Raw genomic sequence first — 26,043 nt, 5'->3', positions numbered from 1 at the left:
ATCGGCAATCACCCGAAAGTCCAGTGTTTATGCGGGCTCCGGGGATTCTTCAGGGTCGACTACCTCCTGGTAGTCCAAGTTTTCGTCCGCACCCCCTCTTTGCAAACCATCCGAACCCGACTTCAATATCGTCATCCGAAATTCATCGTCTCAGCTCACGCTGCAGCGGGTGTTTTGCAGACCTTCCTTAACATTAATGGCGATCGAGGCGATCTCGTCGGAAAATCTCGGGCATGGAGATCACGCCCGCACAATTCGCCACCATTGAGCACTGCCTGCCCAGGCAGCGCGGCAACGTCAGCCTGAGCAACCTGTAGGTGGTCAATGCGATTCTCTATGTGGCCGAGCATGGCTGCAAGTGGCGCGGACTGCCCAAACGCTTCGGCAACTGGCACACGATTTACACGCGCATGAATCGCTGGACCAAAGCCGGCGTCCTGGATCGCATGTTCGAGGAGTTGCAGCGTGCACAGGTCGTGCATGTCAAGATCGAAGCGGTCTCGCTGGACTTCACCAGCATCAAGGTCCATCCCGATGGCACGGGGGCACCAAAAAAAACGGCCCACAAGCCATCGGAAAGTCCCGAGGCGGATGGAACACCAAGATTCATATGGTTGCAGCGGATGCTCGAACGGCCGTGACGTTCTACCTGTCGCCTGGACAAGCGCACGATGCTCCTGAAAGCCGATGCCTGCTCAGTAGTCTTGGGACGACCAGCAGGCCGGTGCATTTGTTGAGGGACCGTGCCTACGAAGGCAACGAGACGCGGCAGCTGGCACTGGATCTGGGTTTCCTTCCTGTAGTGCCACCAATGAAGACGCGCATTGAGCCTGGGAGTACGACCGCGAGATGTACAAGCGCCGCAACGAGGTCGAACGCTTGTTCCGTCGGCTCAAAGGCTATAGCCGCATCTTCTCGCGGTTCGAGAAACTCGACCTCATGTTCCTGGGCTTCATCAGCTTCGCGCACGTCGCTGATGGTCTGCGGTTGTGTTAATAGGCCCTAGTTGATGCCATGCCCTGCTGCCTGTGCAAGGGGGCATCCTGGCCCCAGCCGGTCATACGGCCATAGATCAGGCGCGGATTGCGCAGGGCTACGACTTCGGGCCCCAATCCCAAACGCTCCATGACACCGGGTCGGAAGCCTTCCACGACCGCACCGGCGTGTTCGAGCAACTGCAGCACCTGCTCGATCGCCTCGGGGTCATTGAGATTCATAAGCACGGTGCGGCGACCCCGTCCCACGATGTCAAGCGGGTTGACTGGCGGCGCGTCCACACGGTCGATGCGCACAACGTCCGCGCCCAAGCCTGTCAGCAGCATGCAGGCAAAAGGCCCAGGCCCGAGTCCAGCAAACTCGACGATGCGCACGCCAGCCAGCGGACCGCTGACGGACGATGAGAGACTGCTCTGCATTTGCTCTTTCATTTCAACGCTGCATCCAACAGGCAAGCAACCCCAGCATGCAAGCCGAGAGGCCGAGTGCCAGCAGGACGAACGTGGCGTTGGCCCGAAGGCTGATCACGAGAACAGGAATACCCGACCAGCGACTGGCGAGAGCACTCACTACCGAAAAGGGCGTGACGATGATCGCCAGGCTCCAGCCGACGAGCACTGCACTTAGGTGTGCAAGCACTGGGAGCCCCAGCTGCACAGGTCCGAGACTCGCGCCGACGATGACGGCGCTCAGCATAGGGTGGAGGGCGCTGGCCGACATCAGGACGATAGCTCCGGAGACCGTCAGACAGGCAAGTGCCGGCGAGCCTGCGACTGCGGCGGCAATCGTTGCGGTCCAAGCGTTCGGGATCGCGCTGCCGATCACGATTCCCGCGCAGCCCGATGCCATGAACATCATCACTTCGCCGGCCATGACGCGAAAGCTCGTCATGTCTAGCAACACCTGGCGCGCTGCCGTGCCGTACGCCGGGGCGCCACCGCCGTGCAAGTGGGCATTCAGCAACCAAGCCGCGACGGGTGCGCCAGCAATAATCACAGCAGAAATCGGCAGACCCAGCCCGCGGCTGGTGAGTACCATGAAGGAAAGGAAGCCGAGCATGCCCAGAAGCACTGGCCAGCCTTGGTGCACGAGTTCTTTCGCGGTTACGGCAGAAGCATCGGCTTGGGCGTGCCGATGGGCTCCGGACAGTCTGTCCAGCACGACACCGAGCACTATGAAAAGCGTTGTCACAACCAGCGCCACGGGGAGCACGCCGGCCCAGTGAGCGCCCTCGTACATGGCCAGCACGATGCTCATGTTGCTGTACATCGGGCTCCAGAGGCTCAGTGCTGCATAGCCGCGAGTCACTGCGGAAAACGACGACAGCTTTTCCCGGTAGCCGACCTTCTTCTGCCCGGCGGCCGATTCCATCATCATGGCTATCCCTGCGAGACCGAGGAATCCGCCGAAGAACTGGCTGGCCAGGCTCAGGGTGCCATATCGCCTGCTGGGCGAAACGTGGTGCAGGCTTTCCAGCAAGACGCGCACGCGCGGCACACGTGCGGCAGCTCGCGACAGCAGGTTGATAGTGACAAGAAGCGAAGCTATCAGCGCGCCGATTCGCACACCCCGCCCCAGCGCAGCACCCGGATCAGGCAGCATCGGCAGCAGCAGCGCAGTCACGAGAGCCAAAAGTGCAGAAGTCCGTCGCACCGGCATTGAGACATGACCTGCCTGCCGCACGATGAACGCTGCAGTCACCAGAGCGATGCACCACAGCGTCCAGCGTATTGCGCTGAGCAGGTCGACGAGCGTCAACACAGGGATGGCACACATCAATGCGACGTCAACGGTAACCGAAGGAGGTGGCGTCCGTGGCTGCACCTTAACCCTCACGGCGGGGGATTGCGTGCGTTCGACGGTTGACCAGGGTTTTCAGGTGGCTTGAATTCCGCATGGCTCTACTATACAATTAATGGATCAACCATTGAACTATTGCGAATTCGACGACAACCTTACCTCACCACCACAAGGAGACAAGAGACATGAATACGAGCACAAGCAAAAACACGATGATCCTGGCGTTGACATTCCTGAGCATAGGCACGGCCTTCGCTCAAGCCGACACATTCCCCTCCCGCCCCATCACCATCGTCGTGCCATATCCCGCTGGCGGCACCAGTGATGGACAGGTGCGCATGATCCAGGAGAAGCTGAGCAAACTTCTGGGGCAGCCAGTGGTTGTGGACAACAAGTCCGGGGCATCCGGGGCAATCGGGGCGCAATTTGTCGCCCGATCCAAAGCCGACGGGTACACCCTACTGTTTCCCAATTCCGGCGTTTTGATAGCACCGCTGGTCAACGACAAAGCTGGCTACGACACACTCAAGGACTTCAAACCAATCACCACGGTGACCACCGTTCCCATGGTTCTGGTGACCAGTAAATCCGTCCCCGCCAATGGCTTGACAGATTTCCTTCAGTACGCCCGCAGCCAACCGCAAGGAATCCAGTACGCGTCTGCTGGTCCTGCTTCGTTCGGTCATGTCGCTTCCGCCCGCTTCGCGCAGATGGCAGGCATAAAAGTGGAGCATATTCCATACAGGGGGGAGGCTGTGACCACGATGGCTGTCAGGACAGGAGAGGTGCAGATGCTTCTGACCACACCCTCATCCGCGATGCTGGGTCAGGTGCAACAGGGCAATATCAAAATGCTGGGCGTTGGCACCGCAAATCCCACGACCCTGCTCCCAGGTGTGCCGACCATTAACAAGACCGTACCCGGCTTCACCTCCGAAATCTGGTTCGGCTTGCTCGCTCCTGCGGGGACGCCAGACGAAGTTGTGGCCAAGATCAACGCCGCGGTCACGACCGTCATGGACGACCAAGCCATTCGCGACAAGCTCCAGCCTACCGGGGCCATGCCGCAGACGTCGACGCCAGCCGAATTCGCGAGGATGATGAAAGAAGAATCCGCTCAATTGAGGGATGTCATCAGCAAATTCGGCATCAAGGCGGAGTGAGGTCGACGCGTGAAGACTGAATACGATCTCATCGTTGTTGGCTCGGGCGCCGCCGGGCTTTCTTGCGCGATCACTGCGAAGAAGCGCGGACTTGACGTGGTGGTCTTGGAGAAGGAGCCTGTCTTCGGGGGCACTACGGCGCTGTCGGGGGGCGTGCTGTGGATTCCCCTGAGCCACCACGGACGCAAGCAGAACCCAGACGACTCAACCGAAGCGGTTCGCACCTTCATGCAGGCCGAAACGGGCCGGTTCTATGACGAGGAGGCCGTGCAGTGCTTCATCGACAACGGCCCGCGCATGGTGGACTTCTTCGAGCGCGAGACGGAGATGCAGTTCTTACCCACGCTCTACCCGGACTACCACCCGACAGCCCCGGGTGGCGCGGACATTGGCCGCTCGATCCTGGCAGCCCCTTTTGACATCCGCGGTCTGGGCAAGCACATGGCGCGGCTGAAGCCACCGCTCAAGACGATCACCTTCATCGGGATGATGTTCAACTCATCCAATGCCGACCTGAAGCACTTCTTTCGGGCTACCAAGTCGCTGACGTCCTTCGTCTATGTGGCGAAGCGACTTGCCAGCCACCTCAAGGACCTTGCGCTGTACCAACGCGCGGTACAGGTCACCAGCGGCAATGCACTGGCGGCTCGGCTTGCGAAATCTGCGCTCGATCTGGGCATCCCGATCCTCACGGACACGCCAGTCAAACAGGTCTTGATGGAGGCCGAGCGAGTGGTCGGGGTGCTTGCGGCCGGCCCGGGTGGGGATCAGCGCATTACGGCGCGTCACAGCGTTGTGCTGGCCACTGGCGGATTTCCGCACGACGTCAAGCGCATCGCTAAGGCCTATCCGCACGTGAAGCGAGGCCACGAGCACCTCTCGCCCACACCCACCAGCAACACGGGTGACGGGCTCAACATGGCCGAGGCTGCGGGCGGCGTGGTGGACATTCGCTTCCCCGAACCTGCAGCCTGGATGCCGGTGACTCGCGTCGAGTTTGGCAATGGCGAAATAGGCGTTTTTCCGCACCTTCTGGACCGTTACAAGCCGGGCATGATCGGCGTGCTCGCCAATGGTCGCCGTTTCACCAACGAATCCAACTCGTACCACGACGTGGGCGCGGCCATGGTGAAAGCTTGCGCAGGGATGAAGGAAACGGCCATGTGGCTGGTCTGTGACAAAGTAGCACTGTCGAAGTACGGCCTGGGGTATGTAAAACCCGCGCCGATCCCGATCGGGGGCTTCGTGCGCAACGGCTACCTGCTCGAAGGCAGCACCCTAGCCAAACTGGCGGTGTGTGCCGGCATCGATGCTGTCGGTCTGGAGCAGACCGTACGCGAGTACAACCAAGATGCCGTGCACGGAGAGGACCCCGCTTTTGGTCGCGGTAGCACAAGCTTCAACCGCTACCTCGCTGACCCGGAGCACAAGCCCAACCCCTGCGTCGCACCCGTCAAGCAGGGTCCGTTCTACGCCATCAAGGTGGTCATGGGCGACCTCGGAACCTTCGACGGCATCACAACCAGTGTCGTGGGCGAGGTGCTGTGCCGTGACGGTACACCGATCAAAGGCCTGTACGCTGTGGGCAACGACCGCGCCAGCATCATGGGTGGCAACTATCCGGGTGCGGGCATAACCCACGGTCCCAACATGACCTTCGGCTACGTCACAGCCAACCACATTGCCGACGTCGCTGCTGGCCAGGTAGAGGCTGCGCAGCGGGCCACACAGGAACGACTCGCGGCATGAACACGCCTCTGATTCCGCCCACCTGGCCGCTGGTCGACCACCGCACATACACCATTGTGCTGCGCAAGATGCCGGAGTTCCTAGAGGTCTTCCAGCGCTTGGCAATGCCGGTTTTGCTGGAAACGCTGGGGCATCCACTGGGCTTCTACACAAGCCTGGTCGGCCCGCAGAACCAGTTCGTGCACTTGTGGGGCTACGAGGACCTGGCCGACTACGAAAGGCGCTGCCAGGCCCGCGACACGCACCCCGCCTTTGCTGCCTACCTGACTGCTTCCGGCCACCTGATCACGGCGCAGGAGACGCGATTGATCCGCGCAGTGCCTCTGGCGCCTGCAAACGCATCCAAATAGAACCCCGCCACCGGGACCCGCCAGGGACCGGTGGCTTTTTTGGGCCCGAAAGAGGAGACAAGTATGAAATTAGCCCGACGCACCTTCGTCCTGACCACGGTCCTCGCGGCCGCCAGCGCACACGCTCAGGCTCCCTACCCGACCCAGCCGATCCGATTGGTTGCCCCGTTCTCGCCCGGTTCCAGTTCTGATGTGACAGCACGTGCGATCGCCCAAAAGATCGAAGCAGCGCTGGGGCAGCCCGTGGTGGTGGAAAACAAGCCGGGCGCAAACGGCGGCATCGCCATGCAGACAGTGGCGCGAAGCAAGGCCGACGGCTACACGCTGGTCATAGCAACTGTCTCCTCGACCGTGGTGCCTTCCATCATTTCCAAGAGCGTGCCGTTCGACCTTTTCAAGGAGTTCATACCGGTTGCAACCATGGCCAATACGCCTTTGCTGCTGACGGTTGCACACGACTCGCCCATCCGCAGCGTCGCCGACCTGGTCGCTGCGGCCAAGAAAGCGCCCAACACCCTGACCTATGGCAACTCGGCCGGCCTGTACCGCATCGCCATGGAAGCTGTGAACTACCAAGCCGGTATCGACCTGCTGGGCGTGCCTTTCAAGGGCTCCGCGCAAGCCGCCACCGAGCTGCTGGGGGGACGGCTTACCGTGAACCCGGATGCGCTGGGCGCGGCCGGTCCGTTGCTGCAGGGCAAGCGTATACGCGCCCTGGCCATGCTCGGCTCGAACCGCACACCCAGCCTACCCGACGTGCCCACTATGCAGGAACTGGGCTACAAGGGCTTCGCCTTCAATGGCTGGCTGGGCATCCTAGCCCCCGCAGGCACGCCCCAAGCTGTGGTTGATCGGTTGCACAAGGAAATTGCCGAGGCCGCCAAGTCGCCTGAGCTTCAGGCCCTGTACACCCGATTGGGCATGGAGGGCACCGTGCTGTCTCCACAGTCCTATGCCGAGGAGATGAAGAAGGACATGACCAAGTACATTGCTGTCGCACAGCAGGCGGGGATCGAGAAGGAATGAGCGCCAGCGCCGACTCCACTCTGCGACAACTCGCGCGTCAGTCGAGCGCCATGACCTTTCCAGACATTCCGGAGTCGGTCCAGCGCCAAGCCCGCCTCTGCATTCTCGATACGGTTGGCTGCGCGCTGGCCGGGACCCGCACAGAGGAGGCACGTCTGGTCCTCGCGTGCGAGCCGGCCTCCGCCGACGAGGCCGCCACGGTCTTCGGCACGCCGCACCGGCGTTCGCTGCAAGGCGCGGTGCGCATCAATGGCTATCTGGGTGACGTGCTCGAACTGAATGACCTGATCGGCGGGCACGCCAGCATCGGAAACGTCACCGCGGCTCTGGCGCTGGGCGAAATATCGGGTGCGCCAGGGACGCGCGTGCTGGAAGCTGTGGTGCGGGGCGTCGAGGTAACCACGCGTGTCTACGAAGCCGTCTATCCGTCACTGCGCCGCTACACGGAGATGGCGCTGGTCCCGGTGGGCATACCGTCCTGCATCGGCTCAGCGGCCGCGGCAGCCCACCTGCTCGCGCTGAACAAGGAGCAGACGCTGCACGCCCTCGCCATCGCCGGAGCCTTGGCGGGCTGGTGCCCTGCCGAGGTAATCTTCGGTAACGGAGGCTCCGTCAAGCCATTCCTGTTCGGCGCCCAGCCCGCCGATGTCGGCATCACCGCGGCGCACTACGCACGCGCCGGCATGACTGGGCCGGCGGATCTGCTGGACAGCCAGCTGGGCTATTTCGCCACCGCGTCTACCGCCGGCGGCTTCGATGCAACCGCCTGGGAAGGACGCTGGGCCCTGGCGCAACCTCGCCGCAAGCTGCACGCCTGCTGCGGCTACCTGCACGCTCCAGTCGATGCCCTGGGAAAACTGCGCGCGAGGGGCAGCGCGCTGCAGGAGATGCGCATCACACTTCGCGTGGCACCGTACGTGGCCGACGTGGTGAGCAAGGACCGCCTGCCGATTTCGCCCAACGATGCGCGCTTTCACCTGCAGTACTGCCTCGCCCTGGTGGCCTGCGGCGCCGATGTGATCCTGCCGGAGCACAGCATCGCCCTGGTTGAACAACTGCGGCGGCCGGAGGTTCTCGCGATGATGGAACGGATCCGCGTGGTCCCAGACCCTGCGCTTACACACTACCACCAGTGCAGCATCGAAATGACGGATGGTGCTGGGCAGGTCAGGGTGCAAGCGGTATCGGCGCCGCGCGGCTCGCCGCAGGAGCCGCTTCGGGATGCGGAGGTGATACAGAAGTTCCACTCTTTGGCCGAGCCCGTCCTGGGGCGCGCGCGCGCTGGGCGCTTCGCCGACCAGGCACTGGACCTGCAAGCCGTGGACGACGTGCGCGCGTGGATCGCTCTGCTGCAGACCTGAAAGCCGCGCTGCTCACCCCAATACGAAAAGGCCTGCCGGTTTCCCGGCAGGCCTTCTTTTCTGTGCGCTCCTCGCAGATCACAGGGCCATCTGTTTGGCGATGATGTTGCGCTGGATCTCACTGGTGCCGCCGCCGATGGGTCCGACGCGCGAGTCGCGGAAGAACATCTGCATGTCGTACTCATTGGAGTAGCCGGCACCACCCATGATCTGCATGCCGATGTCGGCACACTTGAAGTTGTTCTCGGTCGCGACGATCTTGGCGATCGACGCTTCCTGCACCACCGGGAAGCCGCCGTCCAGTAGGTCAGCCACGCGGAAAGTCATCTGGCGCGCGGTCTCGGCCATGATCATCATGTCGGCGAGCTTGTGCTGGATCACTTGGAACTGCGAGATCGGCTTGCCGAACTGGATGCGGTCGTGTGCATAGTCGCGCGCGTACTCAGTGATCTTGAAGCAGTGGCCGGCCGAGATCGCCGCCAGGCCCAGACGCTCCAGACCCAGGGCTTTCATGATGTTCTTCCAGGCTTGGCCTTCGCCGCCGAACAGGTTGCTGGCCGGCACGCGCACGTTGTCGAAGAAAACCTCGTTGGCATGGCTGGTACGTCGACCCAGCATGGACAGCGGGCGGATCGTCAAGCCCTCGGCTTTGGTCGGCACAAGGATGGTGCTGATGCCGTTGTGGCGGGCCTGGGTGTCCGTCTTAACGATCGCCACGAGGTAGTCCGCCACATGTGCACAAGTGATCCACACCTTACTGCCGTTGATCACGTACTCGTCCCCATCGCGCACCGCGGACGTCTTGATGCCGGCGACGTCGGAGCCGGTGCCGGGTTCCGACATCGCGAGCGCCAGTTTCGCTTGACCGCTGACGATCTTGGGGATGATTTCCTGCTTCAGCTCCGGCGAGCCGAACTTCGCCACGTGCATGCCGGCGTAGATTGCCGAGGTGGTCACTGCCTGGGCAATGCCGGTGTAGTAGTAGCCCAAGGTCTCCAGGAAGACGGCGATGTCCTTGTAGCTGCCTCCCATGCCACCGAGTTCTTCAGGGTAAAAGATGCCCAGGTAGCCCGCTTCGGCCAGGGCGTTGTAGGCCTCGTGCGGAAACTCGCGGGCCTCGTCCATTTTTCGCACCTTCTCCCAGGGGAGATGGCGCGACAGCAAGTCGAGCACGCCTTCGCGCATCATGCGTTGTTCTTCGGTCAGACCGGCGATGTTGATCAGGGACTGGGACATGGCGTACTCCGGGGAATGAATGGGGGTTCAAGACTGGTTGAGAACGGCATCTCTGCCGGTGTGGGTGAGGACCAAGGTGGTCATGAGTCCGGTCTGCACGACTTCGTCGCGCTGATTGAGCAGATCCATGCGACGCACCAGCACGCCGCGATCCGGCTTGGTCGTCGGCCGGGCCGAAACGACCGTGGCACGCAGCCGGATCGTGTCGTTGAACAGGATCGGCTTTAGGAACTTCCACTCGTCGATGCCCAGCGCCGCGATGGCTGTGCCGTCGAGGTAGCCGAGACTGGCGCTTAGGCCGGTCGCGACGGACAACCCAAGCGCGCCATGGGCGATGCGCTGCCCGATCGGCGACTGGGCGCTGTGAACCGCATCGGTGTGCATGGGATTCACGTCCCCGGAAATCCAGGAGAACTGGACGACGTCGGTCTCGGTGATGGTGCGCGCCCGGCTTTCGTCGACCTGGGCCACCTCGAATTCTTCAATGCATTTGCCTCGCATATCGTGCTCCTTGGATCAATCGGTTGCTGTCTGGATCGGGCGCGCAGCAAACAGCGGCCCGTCCTCGTACTGCAGGACCGCCATCTCGACCGCCATGCCGGGCTTCCAGTCGGGGTGGGTAGAGTCCAGCAGGCGACAGGCCAGCCGGATGCCGCTGTCCAGGTCGACGATGCCCACCGCGTAAGGCGCCTCGGACTCGAAGACGGCGGGCGCCGCATGGATGCGGGTCCAGGAATAGAGGGTTCCCCGGGATGAGAGCGGACTCCAGCTCACCTTGTCACACCAGCAATGTGGGCAGATGGGTCGCGGTGGAAAGGTTTGGCGGCCGCAGGCATCGCAGCAGGTGGTCTGCCAGCAGCCCTGTGTGAGGCCATCCCAGAATGGCTGCGTGAATGCGGACACTCGCGGTGGGTATGCCCGCCGGCCCGCGGCCGACACGAATGAAAGCTGCGTCATGTCATTGCCTCCAGAACATGCACCAGCGCGGCGTTGTAGTTGCCCAGTTCGCCGGTCGAGATGCCCAAGCGGGCGCCCTTGACCTGGCGCTCACCGGCGCGGCCGCGCAGTTGTTCTGCCAGTTCCACGTAGTTGTAGAGAGAAGTCACATAGGCCGGATGGCCGCGTGACGTCAGTCCGCCAGAGGTGGAAACCGGAATACGGCCTCCCAGGCTCGTTTCGCCTTGGGCAGCGGCTCGGGCGCCCTGACCGCGCGGCACCAGGCCGAGGGCCTCCGTAACCAGCACCTCGACGATCGTGCAAGGGGCATAGAGCTCGGCCAGATCGAGATCAGCCGCGGTGATACCGGCCTGCGCATAGGCGTCGTGCGATGCGCGCGCGGCGGCGTCGAAAGCAATCATGTCGTTGGGAACATCGTTGATCTGATGGGACCCATCGTGGTAAAAGCCGCGACCCCGCACCAGCGCGTAGGGGCGGCCGATCGACTTCGCGACGTCTTCGCTGGCCAGCACCAGGCAGGCTGCGCCATCACCTCGCGGCGGCACGTCGTAGAGACCCAGTGGCTCGACGATGGGGCGCTGGGCCAGGACGTCGTCCAGCGAGATCGGTTTGCGGTACTGCGCAAGCGGGTTGAGCGAGGCGTGATGGCGGTTTTTCACCGCCACGGCACCGAGCTGCTCGCGTGTCGCGCCGGTCTCGTGCATGTAGCGCATTGCGTCCATCGCGTACCACGCGATGGGCGTAAATCCAGCGGGCGTGTGAAAGTCCACGTCGCCTGTGGTTCGCATGCTGCTCATCATGTGCTCGGCGGCAGATACGGCGCTTTCCATGTTGATGCCCAGCGCGAGTGCGACTTCGGCCCGGCCCAGCAGGATCTCGTCGCAGGCCTTGTCGAAGGCAAGCGCCGCCGTCATTCCGTTGCCCATCACCTCCATCACGCTGCCGCGGCAGGCCAGCCGCAACTGGCCCACCACGAAGGTATGGAAATACTTCTGGCGCGTGTATGGCCGCGGGAGTGTGAACACCAGACTCTGGATGTCTTCCTTTGAGACGCCTGCGTCCTGCACGGCCTCAGCGACGAGCCGGGTCATGATCTCGTTCTCGAGCACCTGCAGCGACTCGTCGTCCGGAGTCTGGTGCCGTCCGATGGGAATGGCACTCGCGCCAATCAGGGCGACGCGGCGGGTCATGCGGCAACCCTCACCTGTTCAGCGGATGGAACTCCGAACGCGCCCTGCGCCCTCAGCTGGGCAATGCCTCCCTCATCGTAGCCCAGCGTTTCCCGCAGCACGACTTCGGTGTGCTGACCAATCGATGGTGCAGCCTTGGGCTGAACGGCCGGCGTCCGGTCCAACCGCAGCGGATTCGCGATATTTGGAATCCAACCCTTTACCGGGTGCGGTATGCGCGTGACCAGACCGCGGGAGCGCACCTCGTCCGAGGCGAGTGCCTCCCCCAAGGTACGCACCTGTCCGTGTGGCACGGTCGCTGAGCGCAGCCGCGGGGCCCAGTAGCCCCAGGGCTGCTTCGCGAAGGCTTCGTCCATGATCTGGAAGATTTTTTCGCGCTGCTCGAGCCGTCTGACGCGCTGTGACAGCACGGGGTCGAATGCAATATCTGGCCGCTCCAGCACCTGTTCAAACAGGCGCTGGAAGATCTTGTCGTTGCCGCAGTTGATATAGAAAGGCTTGTCCAGCGACATGAACACGCCCGATGGGCAGGTATCTGGGCTGACGTTTCCGTTGCGCTTGGGATCGTAGCCCGTGGTCAGGTGCTGCATCGCGCCAAACCCGGTCATTAGGATGGCCGTGTCGAACAGAGCCACCTCCACCTTCTGTCCCACGCCGTCACGGTTGCGGGCCATCAACGCCAACAGAATGGCGTTGGTCGCTGACATTGCGGTCGCGACGTCCATGACCGCCGCCCCTGTGCGTACACCTTGCCGGTCGGTGTAGCCGTTCATCGAGATGAAGCCGCTTTCTGCTTGTGCAATCGGATCGAAGCCGAGTCGGTCGGCGTAAGGTCCTTCGCGCCCATATGCCGAGATGGAGCAGTACACGAGACGCGGGTTGAGGCTGGCGCACGTGGCGTAGTCCAGCCCGAAGCGATCCATCACACCGCTGGAGAAGTTCTCTACCAATACATCGGCTTGGGCGATAAGTTCTTTCGCGACCTGAAGCCCAGCCTCGCTCTTCATGTCAAGCGCCAAGCTTTTCTTGTTGCGGTTGGCCCAAAGGAAGGGACCGCCCTGGGCCGGGATCGCAGGATCCACCGTCGGGTAATGGCGGAAGTCGTCACCCCGCTCAGGGGCCTCGATCTTGATCACGTCGGCGCCGAAGTCGGCCAGGGTCTGTGTCGCCAGAGGACCTGCGACGAAATGGGTGAAATCGATCACCCGTAGTTCGCCCAGGACAGCAGCCCCACAGGCTGGCGCGCTCTGATGGACAGGCAGGGCTTCGATACGTTGCTGATCAAACATTGTTGCTCCTATCAATGGTTGAACCATTATACGGCGCGATTTAAATCAGGCAAGGCCAGGCATCCCGTTGCAGCGGCTTGCAAGCGCGAGTAGGTGTGATTCGGAGGGGAAGGAGACCGGACCCAACCGGCCGGTTGCCTGTGAGATCCCTAGGAAGAACGCGGGGCGCTACAGCACCCTGCGGCAACGCAGTCAGACGATCAGTGCGCGGAGCACAACTACCGGAAAACTTTGGATCAGCTTGGTTTGCGTGGACTCGCTGCGCGCGCCCGAGTCGGAACTGAGCCGGTGGCTGACACCTGCACCAACTTCGCGGCAGCGACGGGAGCCGCCTCCTTTGCCAGAGACAGATAGCTGCGCTGCAGCCTCTTGAGACTGGACTCCATCTCTGCAATCGCACCATCCACGTCGCGCGATTCCATCAATTTGATGAATCTCTTGCGTGAGGGCAGGACAAAGGAGTTCTCGTAGGGACCGATGGTCTGAACGAAGTGCCTCAGCACAGCCAATACGCTGTCCATGACAATCACAACCACGGGGTTGCCCGTCATGCGTGCAAGGATCCTGTGGAACTCAAGGTTCACCTCGGCGCGCTCATTGAGATCGCCCCTCGCGTTCGCATTTTCCGCCTGGCGCACGTTCTCGCGAAGCTGATCGATCTTCTCCGCGGTGGCGCGCTGGCAGGCTTCACGTACAACGACCGACTCGAGCCAAATGCGCGCCTCCGTCAACTGCGTGGGTGAGATCGTGCCGCTGTGGTACATGTCCAGAAGCCCGGTTGCTATCGCGTCCCCATTTGCCTCGGTAATGAAAGCACCGCCGCTGGCGCCCTTCTGCAGTCGTATCAGGCCGGCATGCTCCAGCGAGCGCAGGGCCTCGCGCAAGGTGTTGCGTGATACGCCGAACTGCTCGGACAGCGCCCGTTCCGACGGAAGGCGGTTGCCGACCACGAGCTTCCCTTCCGACAGTTGGGCGCGGATTTGCGAAGCGATCTCCTCGAATGCACGCTGAGAACGAATTGGTCGGAAGACATGCAGGGTCGCGTCTGGCGTAGTTCTGGGTAGTTCGATGGTTGCCAAGATGCTCAAGCTCATTTGTAGGGGGATTCAATGATAGGACCAAACCCGCACGCAGTGAAACAGCTCTGGGCCATCGCACACGGAGAACGCGCTCTTCCATCCCCGATGGCCAGGTCAAATCCCGTCACCCTTGGGCACCTCAAATTCCCCAAGGCAGGACCGCCGAATTATGACGAGTCGGGTGTGACGGCGATGCGTGCCGCTGCCTCTTTGAGTCGGTAGCTCTTGCCCTCGAACTCCAGCATTACGCAGCGGTGCATAAGGCGGCCCAGGATGGTGGTGGCCATGGAGGCATCTCCCAGATATTTGCCTCAGTCCTGCACCACGCGGTTGGCGGTGATGACGACGGATCGGTGCAACTTGTAGCGCTGGTGCAAGATGGCTTGCAGCACCTCGGCGACGTGCTCGCTGAACCGTCAGCAACATTCACATGATCGGCAGGATCAGCGCGACCCAGCGACGTCAAGTGGAACACCTTCTGCGCTGTTCGGCTCTACGACTGTGACTCGCTTTCAGGTAGTGTCATGGCGCGATCTTCTTGTCTCCACCTTGTTGTGGTGGTTGCGGCCGACAGTCATGCCGTATCTCCGCCATGGAGAAGAACGCCGGGCGCCAATGAAGACTACCGCTGATTGGCGTAGTTCGCGTAGGACGTGGTCGTGGCTGGCCAGTCCGAGAAAACGCCAATCACACCCGCCTCGCGGACGAGCACGTCGAGCACACGCATCATGTCGCCTTAGGTCTTGATGGCCGAATCGAACGTCTGGTAATACAGGCCGTTGTCGCCATCGGCCAGCAGACCCGAGCGCTCCAGGGTCCAGGCAATGATGTCCAGACCGGCCGAGCGGGCGTTTCGCGCGTACTGCGAGGGCGCGATCCGCTCTGAAGTGTCGGTGCTCAGCAGGGCGAAGATCGGCGGCGCCATGATGTTGATGCCCTGGCTCTTGTACTTCACGAGTTCGGCCTGGCTGGGCAGATCGGCCACGGTGTTGGCGTCGTCCGGATACACCGCCTGACGCCCAAAGGCGCGTTCAACATCAAGTCCGGCTTTGCCGGGGGGACGTGTATGCACAGGGCCACCACTGCGTCGGTCAGGTCATCAATCGAGATTCCCATTTCAGACTTGAACCACTGCGCTGACCCGTTCAGCACACCAAAGATCAAATGGCGCGCAACCGGAACCTCGACCTGCAAGCAGCCAGTCAACGAGAGCTCTTGGAGCACGGACGTCCATGTCGCTTCGTATTCACCTTGCAGCTTCGCGATGACTTTGTGCTGCATAGCATTGAGGTAGCGCGACTCGTAGAGCACCACATGCATGAAGTCGCTGTTTGGTCCCAGAATCGTTTCGAAATGCGATCGGATCAATTGCCGCAGCGTGGTCACAGCGTCATGCTCGGCAAGTAGCACGATCATCTGGCGCGCCATCGCGCTGCGCATGCCTTCCTGAATCACTTCATGCAATAGCGCATCCTTGCTTTTGAAGTGACAAAACAGTGATCCGGAATGCATGCCGACGGCGCAGGCGATGTCGCGCGTGCTCGTGCCGTTGAAGCCGTAGCGTCGAAACAGTTTGGCCGCGGCCTTGACGACATCTTGGCGGCGATTGCCTTCATTTCGCTCCTGCGGCGTCTTGCGTGGGCGGCCTCGCGGCCGCTTGGCTGCTTCGAAAGTGGGGAGGGAGCGCACGGCACACATCATCCGAAAACGAGTAGCGAGGCCTGCCAATGATGTCGGGTCGAAAGCTCAGGCGACCCCGAAAACGGCGGACGGAGGCCTCGACCGTATTGCGAACATCGGTCTCGGTCTGGGTGGTCGGTACCGGGGATGACGGCCATCGGCTCAGTATGACTTAGGCAAGCCCAATACATGTTCGCCGATGTAGTTGAGCAGCATCTCGTTGTTGATGGGCGCGATTTCCAGCAGGCGCACCATGGGCCACAACGTGATGATGTCGTAGTCGCGGTCGAATCCGTAGCCGCCGTGGGTTTGCAGCGCGGCCTCTACGGCGGCCACCGCCGCTTGCGAGCCCAGCAGCTTGGCCATGTTGGCGTGGGCACCAGCATCCTCGCCGGCGTCGAAGCGCTCGGCGGCGTTGTAGGTCATCAGCCGCGCTGCCTCGATCTGCGCCTTGGCCTGCGCCATACGGTGCTGCAGTGCCTGGTAGGAGCCAATTGGCTTGCCGAAGGGCTTACGCTCCTTCGAATAGGCTACCGCCTTGGCCAGCGCATAGTCGCCCAAGCCGATTGCGGCTCCAGCGGCCAGCAGGCGCTCCGAGTTCAGGCCTTCGAACATCAGCTTGGCGCCCTTGCCGGCTTCGCCGATCAGTGCGTCGGCGGGCAGCTTGACGTTGTCAAAGAACACCATGTACTGGCGCTCGGCGGTTTCGACCTGGATGTTGAGTTGCGTCAGCTGGATTCCGGGCGTTTTCATGTCAAGCACGAACAGCGAGATGCCGTCGGTGCGATGCTTCACCTCGCCTGCCTTGGTGGTGCGAGCGATCACCAGCATGTAGTCGGCATCGCGCGCGCCAGAAATGAAGACCTTCTGGCCATTGAGCACCCAGCCATCGCCGTCCGGTGTGGCCAGTGTGGTCATGGCAAAGCTGTTGGTGCCGGCATTGGGCTCGGTGATGGCAAAACACAACTTCTTCTCGCCGGTGCAAGTCGGCGTGACGTATTTCCTGATCTGCTCGGGTGTGCCGTGGCGCATGATCGGTACCCGGCCCAGCCCTGTGACGACCAGGAACAGCGTGGGCACGCCGGCCAAAGCCAGCGCTTCATTGAGCGCGGTGATCTCCAGTACGCCGCCTCCGGAGCCGCCATACTCTTCCGGGACGGACAGGCCGAGCAGGCCGAACTCGCCGAGCTTTTGCCACAGCTCGTCGGGGAAGCGATCTTCCTTGATGCACTGGAGGATGTAGCTGCGCGGGTACAGGGTGGTGACGCCGCGGGTGGCTTCCTGCACGTCGCGGATACGCGCGCTCAAGGCGGTGGAAGCCGTGTTGGCTATCGCGGTAGTGGCCGAGGTGTTCATGGTGTATTTCTCTGTCTTGGATTGGGGGCAGGGGCGAAAGTTGTCAAAGTGCCAAGTCGGCTGGGATCGGGACTGGAAAATCGAGCAGCATCTGCGCAAAGGCTTTGCCCTGCGAGTCCATGCGAACCGAAGCGATGCCGCCGCCGCCCAGGGCTTCGTGCATCAGAAAGTTCAGCGCGTGCGTGCCGGGCAGGTCAAAGCGCTGCACGCTGCCCTTGACGAGGTGGGCGAACCAGGCCGCCACGGCCTGCTCGGTCAGGGCGGCGCGGATGAAAGGCAGGTAGCCGGGTTGACGCGCCAGGACGCCGATGTTGGCGGCGTCGCCCTTGTCGCCGCTGCGGCCCCAGGCCAGCTTCACCAGCGGCACTATGCGCGTGCCGCGCGCATAGGCGTCGGCGGCAGGCAGCGGGCCGCCGACCTGGGGCAGGGTCGCCGGATCAAACGCCTGGCCGTGCCATGGCGGTGCCGCCACGGTCTTGTCGCCCATGTCGATGCTCGCGGCCAGCTGGGTCTTGGGGATCAGGCAGGAAAACAGCCGAACCACCGGTTGCACCTTGGGTCGACCACCGGTGAAGCCCGTGATGGCCGGGGCCGACATCAGGGCCATCGGCGCCACTTCGCGCGAAAACAGTTCGAGTGCGTCCTTGACCGGGTGGCGCACGCCGACCTTGAGCATCACTTCGCGCGCATCGGGCCGAGCGTGGGGGCCGTAGGTGTCTTCAGCGCCGATGGCCTCGACACAAGTTTCGGTGAAGTCGGGCCAACCGCGCTGTGCATAGTGTCGCCGCATGCGCGCCAGCATTGCGGCGCCGACGCGCTGCCCCTTGGCGCCGGCATTGATGCCGCCGATCATGAACAAGCTCATGGCCCGAAAGCCGTCGGCGTAGGTGACGCTGACTTTGGCCTGATCGGTCGGCGGGAGGCCGCGCGCGCCCTTGACCTCGACGCGGTCGGGGCCGATCTGCGTCAGCGTGACGCTGGTGAAGTCGCACACCACATCGGGCAGGATGTAGGCGCGCGGGTCGCCGATTTCATAGAGCATCTGCTCGCCCACCGTGGAGTGGCAGACCAGCCCGCCAGTGCCTTCGGGCTTGGTGATGACGAAGCTGCCGTCGGCGCGGCACTCGGCGATGGGAAAGCCCATGTCGTCCCAGCCCGGCACCGAATCCCAGTCAGTGTAGTTGCCGCCGGTGGCCTGCGTGCCGCACTCGATCAGGTGACCAGCCAGGCTGCCCTGCGCGAGCAGATCGTGGTCGGCGGCGGTCCAGCCAAAGGCATGGATAAGCGGCGCCAGTGTGACCGCGCTGTCGACGCAGCGGCCAGTGACCACGACGTCGGCGCCGGCATCGAGCGCCGCGGCGATCGGGAAGGCGCCCAGATAGGCGTTGGCGCTCATGACTTTTTGTGGAAAGGGGCTGCCCGCGAACATCTCTTGGATGTTGGCCGAGCGCAGGGCCTCAACCTGGGGCATCAGGTCGTCGCCCAGCACGGCGGCGATGTTCAGATCGACACCTTCGGCCTGGGCTGCAGCCACCAGCGCAGCGCGACAGGCAGACGGGTTGACACCGCCCGCGTTGGCAATGACCTTGATGCCGCGCGACTTCAGTTCCTTCATCAGGGGCTGGAGGGTGGTCACGAAATCCGGTGCATAGCCCTGTGCCGGGTCTTTGGCCTTGGCGCGGCTGAGCAGCGACATGGTGATTTCGGCCAAGTAGTCGAACACCAGGACGTCGATGTTGCCGCGCTGCACCAGTTGGGCGGCGGCGAACTCGGAGTCGCCCCAGAAGCCCGAGGCGCTGCCAATACGAAGGGTTATTTTTTTCATGGATGTCTCCGGGTTATTCGGGGGAGCGGGGTCAGCGCGGGGTGGATGCAATACTGCGCGGCCAGAACACGCGCCAGATACCCTTGGCGGTGGCGCAAACTGTGCCATTGGCATCCAGGAACTCCCCTTCGGCAAATGCCGTCGTGCGGCTGATGCGCACCACCTTGCCGCGTGCTTCGAAGCTATCGCCCACGGCGGCATTGAGGAAGGTGATGTCGAGGTTGATCGTGAACTGGCGAAGCTCGAAGGGATCAATGTCGGACGCCTCGGGCATGGCCAGCAGCGAGGAGATGATGGCCCAGCCAAGCGCACCGTCGAACATATAGGAGATGACGCCGCCATTGAGCACGGTGTCCGAACCGCCGCCGCCGCGTTGGGTGGGAAGGGCCTTAGGAAGTCGTACAACAGCTCGGCCTACAGCTGTTTCTTCAACTTCAAGCCCTTGCGCCTTCAGAAAAGGGCTATCGTTCCAGCCTTGCTTGCAAGCTGCGATGCGGTCAAGGTTGGGGGCGTTGGTATTCATATTGAGCTCCTGTGGGTTGTCTAAAAAGCGTATGGGGTTCAAAGCATCGCGAGTTGCTCGATGCGTTGCACATGGGCCGCCAACGAACGGCGCGCCAGTGGCCAGAGCGCTGCGGGGGTGTCGTCATAGGCCAGAGTTAGCCAGTCGTCCAAGCCGCCTTGCGGGACGGCGCGCATGGCCGCTAGCACCCTGGCCTCGCGCCGCAGGCGGTGCGCCTTTAGCTGCGCAATGGACTGCGCCGCCCAGCCAATGACGTGACCGTGCGCCGGCAGGATGAACTCGATACCGTCCTTCTCGCAGATCTGCGCCAGGCGGTCCAGCGAATCGAGATAGGCGCTCATGTCGCCATCGGGCGGGTCGATGATGGTGGTACTTCCGCTGAGGATGTGGTCGCCCGAAAACAGCAGACCGTCTTCTTCGAGGATGAGGCAGAGGTGGTTGGCTGCGTACCCTGGTGTATGGACCACGCGCAGGGTGCTTTTGTGCTCGCCATCGTGCAGCATCAGGCGCTCGCCGTCGGCCAGAGCTCGGTCGGGGGCGAAGACAGCCGTGGAGCGGGCAGTGGCGGCGCAAGCCAGGCCCAGCACCGGCGGAGTATGGCCTGCCAGGCGGGCGCAGGCCTGGGCCAGCGGCTGCGCGGCGGGGGAGTGGTCCGGGTGCGAGTGGGTGCAGACGATGGCCGTGATCTGGCCTGCCGTGAAAGCGAGCAGGCGCTCGATATGGTCGTTCAGCAAGGGGCCCGGATCAATGACGATGTAGCCGCTGGACGCGTCTCCAAGGATGTAGCTGTTGGTGCCGGGGCCGGTCATGATGCTGGCGTTGGGGGCGGTGAGACGATGCAGGTGCCGCAACAAGGGCACCGGCCGCTCGTGTTGCCAGTCCAGCGGGTGCTCGAGCTGGCCGTCCGGGCAGACCAGCGCGAGTTCGCCGTACGGCGCTTCATGCTCCATGAAACGCTGAAGTTGACCGCTGACCAGACCACCCCGAGGGCAGGAGTTCCACAGTGGCACGTCTTCGGTACAGGCCGCCAGGGCCTGCTCGGCTTGCTCGAAATCCGCCAACCAGTGCAGGGTGCGGATGGTTGGAAAGATCATGAAAAAGTTGCCGGCTTGGTGTTTCGTCAGCGCATCCTCGGGCCTGACCCAGACGGGCTCGAACTGTTCCATTTCGTCGGCCACCGGCTCCTGCTGGTCGGGCATCAGCGCAACGAAGAAGGCGGTGTTGAAACGCTTGGGCACGCTGCGATCGGTGGTCCAGCAGGCCAGCATGCGCGCCCGATCGAGCGTTAGTGACCAGCCCTGGCTTTGCAGTTGCGGGTACAGCGCTTCACTGCGGTCCAGCGCTTGAAGGTGGGTGCGGGTGATGGGCTTGTCATCGGCCTGCACCGCCAGCAGGATGCCCAATTCCTCGAAGGTTTCCCTCAGTGCAGCCAGTGCTGCCGTGCGGTAGCGTCCGCCCGCGTTGGGGGCGCGTGCCAGTGTATGCGCCTGGTGGTCGTCAGCGTCCACTCGCCCGCCGGGGAAAACATAGGCGCCAGGCAAGAAGCTGGCTTTTGGCGAGCGCCGGGTCATCAACACTTCGACGCCAAGCGCACCATCACGCAGCAGCAGCAGGGTGGCGGCCGGGTGCGCGGTGACCGGCTCTCTGTGGGGGTGGAGCTGCAATGTGGGGCGGACCATGGGCAGTGTCTGTTGAGCGAGGATGTGGGTTTGGGCTTCAGGCGCTGGCAGAGTGGGTGCGCAGCAAGGCGTCGAGCGTGCTTTCCAGGTGTGCGAGGGAATTGCATTCGCGCGCGATGTGGCAATAAGGGGCGTAGCGCTTCATCTCCGAATCGCCCAGGCCCCAGAACGACACCGGCTCGGGGTTGAGCCAGATGACCCGGCGCGCGCGCTGGTAGAGCAGTTGCATGACTTGAGCCTGGGCTTGACCGCGGTTGTTGCGCGCGTCGCCGAGAATCAGCACGGTGGTGCGGCGATCGATGTCCTCGAGCAACTGCGCCTCGATGTCGAGCAGCGTCTGCCCATAGTCGGTGCCACTGCCGCCCACCGCCTGCATCACTTTGTCGACCGCCTGTTCGACCGGCAGCGACTCAAAGGTGTCGCTCACCTCGACCAGGTGGTTGGTGAAAGCGAAGCTGCGCAGGTCGCTCACCTGCTCACCCAGACTGTGCAGGAACAGCAACAAAAAACGCGCGTACTGGCGCACCGAGCCGCTGACGTCGCAGATCGCCACCACGCGTGGCCGGTCCACCACTTTGGAGCGCCAGAAGGTCTCGAACATTACGCCATCGTAGGCAGCGTTTTTGCGCAGGGTCTTGCGAAAGTCGAGCTGGCCGCGCACCCGCTTCTTCTTGCGCCGCGAGTGGCGATCGGCCAGTCGCTTGGCGATTTTGCTGACGATGACGTGCATGCGCGCGAAATCACGCTTTTCGATGTTGGAGAGCTTTTGCGATTGCAGGAAGTCGTCGTGCAACTGGCGCGTCGGTGCCGTGCCGTAGAGCGCGAGTTTGCGTTCGACAAAATTGCGCACCTCCTCGAACAATTTCTTGCGCATCCGTTCGAGGTCTTTGGCACGCTCGGGCGCCAGCGTCTGGCGTTTGGCGTCAGAGATTTCGCGGTCCAGCAGCTCCAGCCCCATGGCCTGCTGGATCTTTTGGGTGTAGTAGCCCTTTTGGGTGAAAAACCAGATGTCGGTCAGGCCCACCTCGCGCGCGGCTTCCTGCATGCGCTTTGCCAGTGCCGCAGAGTCACCCGACAGCAACAACTGCGACAAGGCCTGGCCACCGCTGCCCTGACAGCCGCCCGGCCCACCGGAACCGGTTGCGGTCTGTTTGTTTTGGGCTGGGTCCGGCAGGTCTTGCGCGGCCATGGCGTCTGAAGCGGGGTTGGCGTTGGGGTCGGTGTCGGGCCTGAAGGAGGGCTTGGCCGGACTGCCTTGCGCGGCCATGTTTTCGAAGGAATTGAAACGGAAGAAGCGGTCAAAGGCCTCGTCGTACAGGGCGCGATCCGGGGTGGTTTTCGCCAGTGTCGTGCCCAGTGCGCTTTTCAGGAGGGTGCGGTCGCTCCAGCCGACCAGCGCCACGGCGCGCGCCGCATCGACCTGGGCGTTGAGGCTGATCTCGAGGTCGCTGCCGCGCAGCGCCTTGAAGAAATCCTCAAGCGTGGCTTGCACGGGGAATCTCCGCATCCTTGCGCGCTTGTTGCAGCAGGGCCGGCAGTTGCTCGCTGGCCGAGGCGATGTCCTGCTCGAACTTGAGGAAGACACTGAGCGTGCCCTTCACCATGTCCAGGCTCAAGTGTTCGGCGTGCAGCAGCAGCAGCGTTTTGGCCCAGTCGATGGTCTCGCTGACCGAGGGCTGCTTTTTCAGGTCCATCTGCCGCACCGCCTGAATGAAAGCGACCAGTTCGCGGTTCAGTGTTTCCGACAGGCCTGGCACGCGGCGCTCCAGAATGCGCCGCTCCAGCTTCGCCTCGGGGAATGGAATGTGCAAGTGCAGGCAGCGGCGCTTGAGCGCGTCGCTCATCTCGCGCGTGTTGTTGCTGGTGAGAAAAACGATGGGCTTTACCTTGGCCTTGATGGTGCCGAGTTCGGGCACCGAGACCTGAAAGTCGGACAGCACTTCGAGCAGGAAAGCCTCGAACTCGGGGTCGGACTTGTCAACCTCGTCCACCAACAGCACGCAGCCGCGCTCCTGGTGCAAGGCCTGATAGAGCGGGCGCGGCTCAAGAAAGTGCTCGGAAAAGAACAGATCGTCGTGCGCATGCAGCCGCTCGATGGAGGCCGCGAGTCCCACCGCGCCTTGCATCATCTCCCCCAGTTTGTCCTTGAGGAGTTGCGTATAGAGCAATTGCTTGCCGTATTTCCACTCGTACAAGGCCTTGGATTCGTCCAGGCCTTCGTAACACTGCATGCGGATCAGGGGCACGTCGAGAATCTCGGCCATGCCCTTGGCCAGTTCGGTCTTGCCGACGCCGGCCGGGCCTTCGACAAGGATCGGCTTTTCCAGGTTGAAGCCCAGATAGACCGAGGTGGCGATTTCGCGGCTGGCAATGTAGTCGACCGCAGCCAGCCGCTGCGCCAGGCCATCGATGGAGTCAAAGTGGGGTTGGTGTAGTGTTTTCACGGGGTTCCTTGGAGAGCAGCATTTTTTCGCCGGTTTGAAGTTGTCGGGATTCGGCGATGCCGCGGGCTATGCCCTGCACCAGGCGCAGATCGCGCGCCAGGTTGAGCAGGGTCGGTTCACGGTCGTCCAGGGCCGCGGCAAAGGATTCACAGGTGCCTTGCCAGCGATCAAGCAGGCGGCGCGCGCCCAGATTGAATGCCGCCAACGCCTCGTTGGGTCCGTGCTGGTCCAGGTGCTGGGCGGCATGACGTGCAACGGGCGAGAGGGCATCGAGTTCGAGTTGCAAGCCACCCAGGTCCCGGGTCAATGCAGGGGTCCGGGCGGAGCTTTGGAACCAGCGCGCCAATGTATCCAGCTCGGCTTGCATGGCGCCGAGCATGGGGCCCAGCAGCAGGGCGTCTTCGATCGCGCGCAGCGGCCGAGCGATGGTGTCGAAAGCCTGTCCAGGCTCGCCAAGGCGCTGGCTTTCCGGCACCCGGCAGCCGACAAGTTGCATGCCGCAATGGCCGAGCGGCGCCAGTCCGCGCACTTTGTCGTCCAGTTGGCGGGTCAGGCCCGGTGTGTTGACCTCAACGACGAAAGCATCGAAGCGCCTGCGCCCCTCGTGTTCGCCGCTGACGGCCAGCACGATGACGGCATCGGCTGCCGGGCCGTTGCTGACAAAGGCCTTGTGGCCGTCAAGGAGCCAGTCGCTGCCGTCCTGAATCGCCCGGCAGCTCAGGTGTTTGGGGTGTGCGCCGGTGCCGGGCTCGGAGATCGCGAGTGCCAGTAGTGTGTCGCCGACCGTCATTGATTGCAGCAGCGCACGATGCCGGTCGCTGCGCAGATTCGGCGCCAGCACGAAGCGTCCCAGCATCTGCTGCATCATCCACGCCATGCCCAGACCCAGGCTGGCGGATTCCCGGGCGACGATGCCGGCCACAGCGCTGACCTGCACGGCGTCCGTGACGGGCGCCCCGCCGTCGCTGTCGAAGCCCACACCGAGCAGGCCGCTGGCGCCGAGATGACGCCACCAGGCACGGGGGAAGCCGTGCGCGCAGTCAGGCGCTGGCGCGCCCGACAAGGCCAGGCGCATGGCCTCGGGCAGCGCCGAAGGCGGCATGTGCTGTGTGGGTGAGGCGGCGGACTTCATCCAGGGCTTCCGGCGTAAAACCCGAGCTGGCGCGCCGCCAGGTCGCGCATCACCTCTTCGGCGCCGCCACCGATGGCGTTGACCTTGACTTCGCGGTAAATGCGCTCCACCTTGACGCCGCGCATGAAACCGGCGCCGCCGTGCAGTTGCACCGCCTCGCTGGCGCAATAGGCCATGGTCTGGGTGGCCTGGTTCTTCAGCAGGCAGATTTCGCCCACCGGCGTATCGCCCTGTTCGACGCGCCAGGCGAGCAATTCCAGCATGGCCTGGGTCGCCTCGACGCGCATGGCCATGTCGGCGAGTTTGTGGCGGGTGACCTGCTGGTCGATCAGCTTGCCGCCAAACATCTCGCGTTCACGCGACCAGGCCAGCGCCTCGTCCAGGCAGACGCGGGCAAAGCCGTTGGCGCCGGCGGCGAGAAAGATGCGCTCGCGGTTGAAATTCTTCATGATGGCCTTGAAGCCCTGGTTTTCCACCCCCACCAGGTTCTCCACTGGCACGCGGCAATGGTCGAAATACAGGGCGGCGGTGTCGGAGCACCACCAGCCCATTTTTCTCAAAGGCGTTTGCGTAAAGCCGGGCGTGCCTTTCTCGATCAGCAGCAGCGACACGCCGCCTGGCCCCGGCCCGCCAGTGCGCACCGCCACGGTGTAGAAGTCGGCGCGCATGCCGGAGGTGATGAACGTTTTCGAGCCGTTGACGACATAGTGATCACCATCCCTGCGCGCCGTGGTCTTGAGGTTGGCCACGTCCGAGCCGCCGGAGGGTTCGGTGATGCCGAGTGCGCTGATCTTCTCGCCCCGCAGCACCGGCGGCAAGACGCGCTGCTTCAGCGCCTCGCTGCCCACGTTGACGATGGGCGGGCAGCCGATGGTGTGCGACAGCAGACTCGCCAGGACACCACCAGCACCGCAACGCGCCAGTTCCTGCGCGGCGATGATGGTCATGAACAGGTCGCCGTCGTTGCCGCCGAAGGCTTCAGGAAAACCCAGGCCCAGCAGGCCGATTTCGGCCGCCTTGCGGTACAACGCGACAGGAAAGGACTCGGCTTCGTCCCAGGCATCCACGTGCGGACTGATTTCTCTGGCGACGAAGCGGCGCATCGCGTCGCGGAACGCCAGATGCTCGGGCGTATAGAAGGGACTCTTGGCAGGCAGGGTTTCGGCAGGCATGCGTTTTACTCTCCGTGGATGTGGCGTGTGTCGCGC

23 protein-coding genes and 3 pseudogenes are annotated in these 26,043 nt (G+C 63.0%); 6 read left to right on the top strand and 20 right to left on the bottom strand.

The features are described from left to right. Positions 1–233 precede the first annotated feature (233 nt). Positions 234–996 (top strand): annotated as a pseudogene (locus IV113_RS15675) (IS5 family transposase). Here the strand turns inward: IV113_RS15675 and IV113_RS15670 are convergent. Both IV113_RS15670 and IV113_RS15665 read right to left on the bottom strand, forming a co-directional pair. Continuing rightward, positions 993–1,427, bottom strand: a complete 435-nt coding sequence (locus IV113_RS15670; protein WP_363318627.1) for a CoA transferase — start codon at positions 1,425–1,427, stop codon at positions 993–995. The pseudogene IV113_RS15675 and the gene IV113_RS15670 overlap by 4 nt on opposite strands. 1 nt (position 1,428) lies before the next feature. After that, positions 1,429–2,757 (bottom strand): hypothetical protein, encoded by a 1,329-nt coding sequence (locus tag IV113_RS15665; RefSeq protein WP_291086777.1) that lies wholly within the window; start codon positions 2,755–2,757, stop codon positions 1,429–1,431. 224 nt (positions 2,758–2,981) lie between these two features. On the opposite strand from IV113_RS15665, the gene IV113_RS15660 reads away from it, so the two are divergent. From IV113_RS15660 to IV113_RS15640, 5 genes are all read left to right on the top strand, one after another. Continuing rightward, positions 2,982–3,959 carry a tripartite tricarboxylate transporter substrate binding protein gene (locus IV113_RS15660; RefSeq protein ID WP_291086775.1) on the top strand — a complete coding sequence of 326 codons (978 nt, stop codon included), beginning with the start codon at positions 2,982–2,984 and terminating at the stop codon, positions 3,957–3,959. 9 nt (positions 3,960–3,968) lie between these two features. Beyond that, positions 3,969–5,708: an FAD-dependent oxidoreductase gene (locus tag IV113_RS15655; RefSeq protein ID WP_291086773.1), complete on the top strand. Its 1,740-nt coding sequence runs from the start codon at positions 3,969–3,971 to the stop codon at positions 5,706–5,708. Further along, positions 5,705–6,058, top strand: coding sequence for an NIPSNAP family protein (locus IV113_RS15650; RefSeq protein WP_291086771.1), 354 nt, complete (start codon positions 5,705–5,707; stop codon positions 6,056–6,058). Before IV113_RS15655 ends, IV113_RS15650 begins: the two co-directional genes overlap by 4 nt. Before the next feature lie 63 nt (positions 6,059–6,121). Then, positions 6,122–7,084, top strand: coding sequence for a tripartite tricarboxylate transporter substrate binding protein (locus IV113_RS15645; protein WP_291086769.1), 963 nt, complete (start codon positions 6,122–6,124; stop codon positions 7,082–7,084). After that, positions 7,081–8,445, top strand: a complete 1,365-nt coding sequence (locus tag IV113_RS15640; RefSeq protein ID WP_291086767.1) for an MmgE/PrpD family protein — start codon at positions 7,081–7,083, stop codon at positions 8,443–8,445. Before IV113_RS15645 ends, IV113_RS15640 begins: the two co-directional genes overlap by 4 nt. A 78-nt stretch (positions 8,446–8,523) precedes the next feature. Here IV113_RS15640 and IV113_RS15635 read toward each other — a convergent pair whose 3' ends face one another. The 18 genes and pseudogenes from IV113_RS15635 to IV113_RS15550 form a co-directional block, all read right to left on the bottom strand. Continuing rightward, complete coding sequence (locus IV113_RS15635; protein WP_291086764.1) at positions 8,524–9,681, bottom strand: acyl-CoA dehydrogenase family protein; 1,158 nt, start codon at positions 9,679–9,681, stop codon at positions 8,524–8,526. Between the two features lie 27 nt (positions 9,682–9,708). After that, the gene (locus tag IV113_RS15630) at positions 9,709–10,182 is read right to left on the bottom strand and encodes a MaoC/PaaZ C-terminal domain-containing protein (protein WP_291086763.1); all 474 of its coding nucleotides are present in this window, start codon (positions 10,180–10,182) and stop codon (positions 9,709–9,711) included. A 15-nt stretch (positions 10,183–10,197) separates the two neighbouring features. Beyond that, positions 10,198–10,455: an OB-fold domain-containing protein gene (locus IV113_RS15625; RefSeq protein WP_291086780.1), complete on the bottom strand. Its 258-nt coding sequence runs from the start codon at positions 10,453–10,455 to the stop codon at positions 10,198–10,200. Positions 10,456–10,476: 21 nt separating this feature from the next. Next, a pseudogene (locus IV113_RS15620) lies at positions 10,477–10,638 on the bottom strand (DNA-binding protein); the annotation flags it as partial. Next, complete coding sequence (locus IV113_RS15615) at positions 10,635–11,828, bottom strand: thiolase family protein (RefSeq protein ID WP_291086761.1); 1,194 nt, start codon at positions 11,826–11,828, stop codon at positions 10,635–10,637. The gene IV113_RS15615 and the pseudogene IV113_RS15620, both read right to left, overlap by 4 nt. Beyond that, positions 11,825–13,117, bottom strand: coding sequence for a CoA transferase (locus IV113_RS15610; RefSeq protein ID WP_291086759.1), 1,293 nt, complete (start codon positions 13,115–13,117; stop codon positions 11,825–11,827). Before IV113_RS15610 ends, IV113_RS15615 begins: the two co-directional genes overlap by 4 nt. A gap of 236 nt (positions 13,118–13,353) precedes the next feature. Then, a complete protein-coding gene (locus tag IV113_RS15605; protein WP_291086757.1) occupies positions 13,354–14,196 on the bottom strand; it encodes an FCD domain-containing protein in 843 nt (280 codons plus the stop codon). Between the two features lie 167 nt (positions 14,197–14,363). Further along, positions 14,364–14,594 (bottom strand): annotated as a pseudogene (locus IV113_RS15600) (ATP-binding protein); the annotation flags it as partial. Positions 14,595–14,932: 338 nt separating this feature from the next. Further along, on the bottom strand, positions 14,933–15,181 hold the full coding sequence (locus IV113_RS15595; protein WP_291086755.1) for a hypothetical protein: 249 nt from the start codon (positions 15,179–15,181) through the stop codon (positions 14,933–14,935). After that, a complete protein-coding gene (locus IV113_RS15590; RefSeq protein ID WP_235501463.1) occupies positions 15,148–15,894 on the bottom strand; it encodes a TetR/AcrR family transcriptional regulator in 747 nt (248 codons plus the stop codon). Before IV113_RS15590 ends, IV113_RS15595 begins: the two co-directional genes overlap by 34 nt. Before the next feature lie 144 nt (positions 15,895–16,038). Continuing rightward, entirely contained in the window at positions 16,039–17,232 is a 1,194-nt protein-coding gene (locus IV113_RS15585) for an acyl-CoA dehydrogenase family protein (protein ID WP_056278480.1), read from the bottom strand. A gap of 43 nt (positions 17,233–17,275) precedes the next feature. After that, positions 17,276–19,057 carry an acyclic terpene utilization AtuA family protein gene (locus IV113_RS15580; RefSeq protein ID WP_056278478.1) on the bottom strand — a complete coding sequence of 594 codons (1,782 nt, stop codon included), beginning with the start codon at positions 19,055–19,057 and terminating at the stop codon, positions 17,276–17,278. A gap of 31 nt (positions 19,058–19,088) precedes the next feature. Further along, positions 19,089–19,580: a PaaI family thioesterase gene (locus tag IV113_RS15575; RefSeq protein ID WP_082586013.1), complete on the bottom strand. Its 492-nt coding sequence runs from the start codon at positions 19,578–19,580 to the stop codon at positions 19,089–19,091. Positions 19,581–19,618: 38 nt separating this feature from the next. Beyond that, on the bottom strand, positions 19,619–21,259 hold the full coding sequence (locus tag IV113_RS15570; protein ID WP_056278472.1) for an MBL fold metallo-hydrolase: 1,641 nt from the start codon (positions 21,257–21,259) through the stop codon (positions 19,619–19,621). 37 nt (positions 21,260–21,296) lie between these two features. Next, positions 21,297–22,751, bottom strand: coding sequence for a VWA domain-containing protein (locus IV113_RS15565; protein ID WP_056278469.1), 1,455 nt, complete (start codon positions 22,749–22,751; stop codon positions 21,297–21,299). Next, positions 22,735–23,703, bottom strand: a complete 969-nt coding sequence (locus IV113_RS15560) for a MoxR family ATPase (protein WP_069047335.1) — start codon at positions 23,701–23,703, stop codon at positions 22,735–22,737. Before IV113_RS15560 ends, IV113_RS15565 begins: the two co-directional genes overlap by 17 nt. Next, entirely contained in the window at positions 23,675–24,835 is a 1,161-nt protein-coding gene (locus IV113_RS15555; protein ID WP_291086749.1) for an acyl-CoA dehydrogenase family protein, read from the bottom strand. The genes IV113_RS15560 and IV113_RS15555 overlap by 29 nt, the downstream gene beginning before the upstream one ends. Further along, complete coding sequence (locus IV113_RS15550) at positions 24,832–26,007, bottom strand: acyl-CoA dehydrogenase family protein (RefSeq protein WP_291086747.1); 1,176 nt, start codon at positions 26,005–26,007, stop codon at positions 24,832–24,834. Before IV113_RS15550 ends, IV113_RS15555 begins: the two co-directional genes overlap by 4 nt. Positions 26,008–26,043: the final 36 nt, after the last annotated feature.

Source organism: Hydrogenophaga sp. (assembly GCF_018780385.1).
Taxonomy (GTDB): Bacteria; Pseudomonadota; Gammaproteobacteria; order Burkholderiales; family Burkholderiaceae_C; genus Hydrogenophaga.
Note: the sequence above shows the minus strand (reverse complement) of the source record. Positions and strands in the feature narration are given on the sequence as shown.

Coding starts and splice junctions, on each gene's coding strand:
- IV113_RS15670 (WP_363318627.1), bottom strand. CDS start 1,427: ATGAAAGAGCAAATGCAGAGCAGTCTCTCATCGTCCGTCAGCGGTCCG.
- IV113_RS15660 (WP_291086775.1), top strand. CDS start 2,982: ATGAATACGAGCACAAGCAAAAACACGATGATCCTGGCGTTGACATTC.
- IV113_RS15650 (WP_291086771.1), top strand. CDS start 5,705: ATGAACACGCCTCTGATTCCGCCCACCTGGCCGCTGGTCGACCACCGC.
- IV113_RS15645 (WP_291086769.1), top strand. CDS start 6,122: ATGAAATTAGCCCGACGCACCTTCGTCCTGACCACGGTCCTCGCGGCC.
- IV113_RS15640 (WP_291086767.1), top strand. CDS start 7,081: ATGAGCGCCAGCGCCGACTCCACTCTGCGACAACTCGCGCGTCAGTCG.
- IV113_RS15635 (WP_291086764.1), bottom strand. CDS start 9,681: ATGTCCCAGTCCCTGATCAACATCGCCGGTCTGACCGAAGAACAACGC.
- IV113_RS15630 (WP_291086763.1), bottom strand. CDS start 10,182: ATGCGAGGCAAATGCATTGAAGAATTCGAGGTGGCCCAGGTCGACGAA.
- IV113_RS15615 (WP_291086761.1), bottom strand. CDS start 11,828: ATGACCCGCCGCGTCGCCCTGATTGGCGCGAGTGCCATTCCCATCGGA.
- IV113_RS15610 (WP_291086759.1), bottom strand. CDS start 13,117: ATGTTTGATCAGCAACGTATCGAAGCCCTGCCTGTCCATCAGAGCGCG.
- IV113_RS15590 (WP_235501463.1), bottom strand. CDS start 15,894: ATGTGTGCCGTGCGCTCCCTCCCCACTTTCGAAGCAGCCAAGCGGCCG.
- IV113_RS15585 (WP_056278480.1), bottom strand. CDS start 17,232: ATGAACACCTCGGCCACTACCGCGATAGCCAACACGGCTTCCACCGCC.
- IV113_RS15580 (WP_056278478.1), bottom strand. CDS start 19,057: ATGAAAAAAATAACCCTTCGTATTGGCAGCGCCTCGGGCTTCTGGGGC.
- IV113_RS15575 (WP_082586013.1), bottom strand. CDS start 19,580: ATGAATACCAACGCCCCCAACCTTGACCGCATCGCAGCTTGCAAGCAA.
- IV113_RS15570 (WP_056278472.1), bottom strand. CDS start 21,259: ATGGTCCGCCCCACATTGCAGCTCCACCCCCACAGAGAGCCGGTCACC.
- IV113_RS15555 (WP_291086749.1), bottom strand. CDS start 24,835: ATGAAGTCCGCCGCCTCACCCACACAGCACATGCCGCCTTCGGCGCTG.
- IV113_RS15550 (WP_291086747.1), bottom strand. CDS start 26,007: ATGCCTGCCGAAACCCTGCCTGCCAAGAGTCCCTTCTATACGCCCGAG.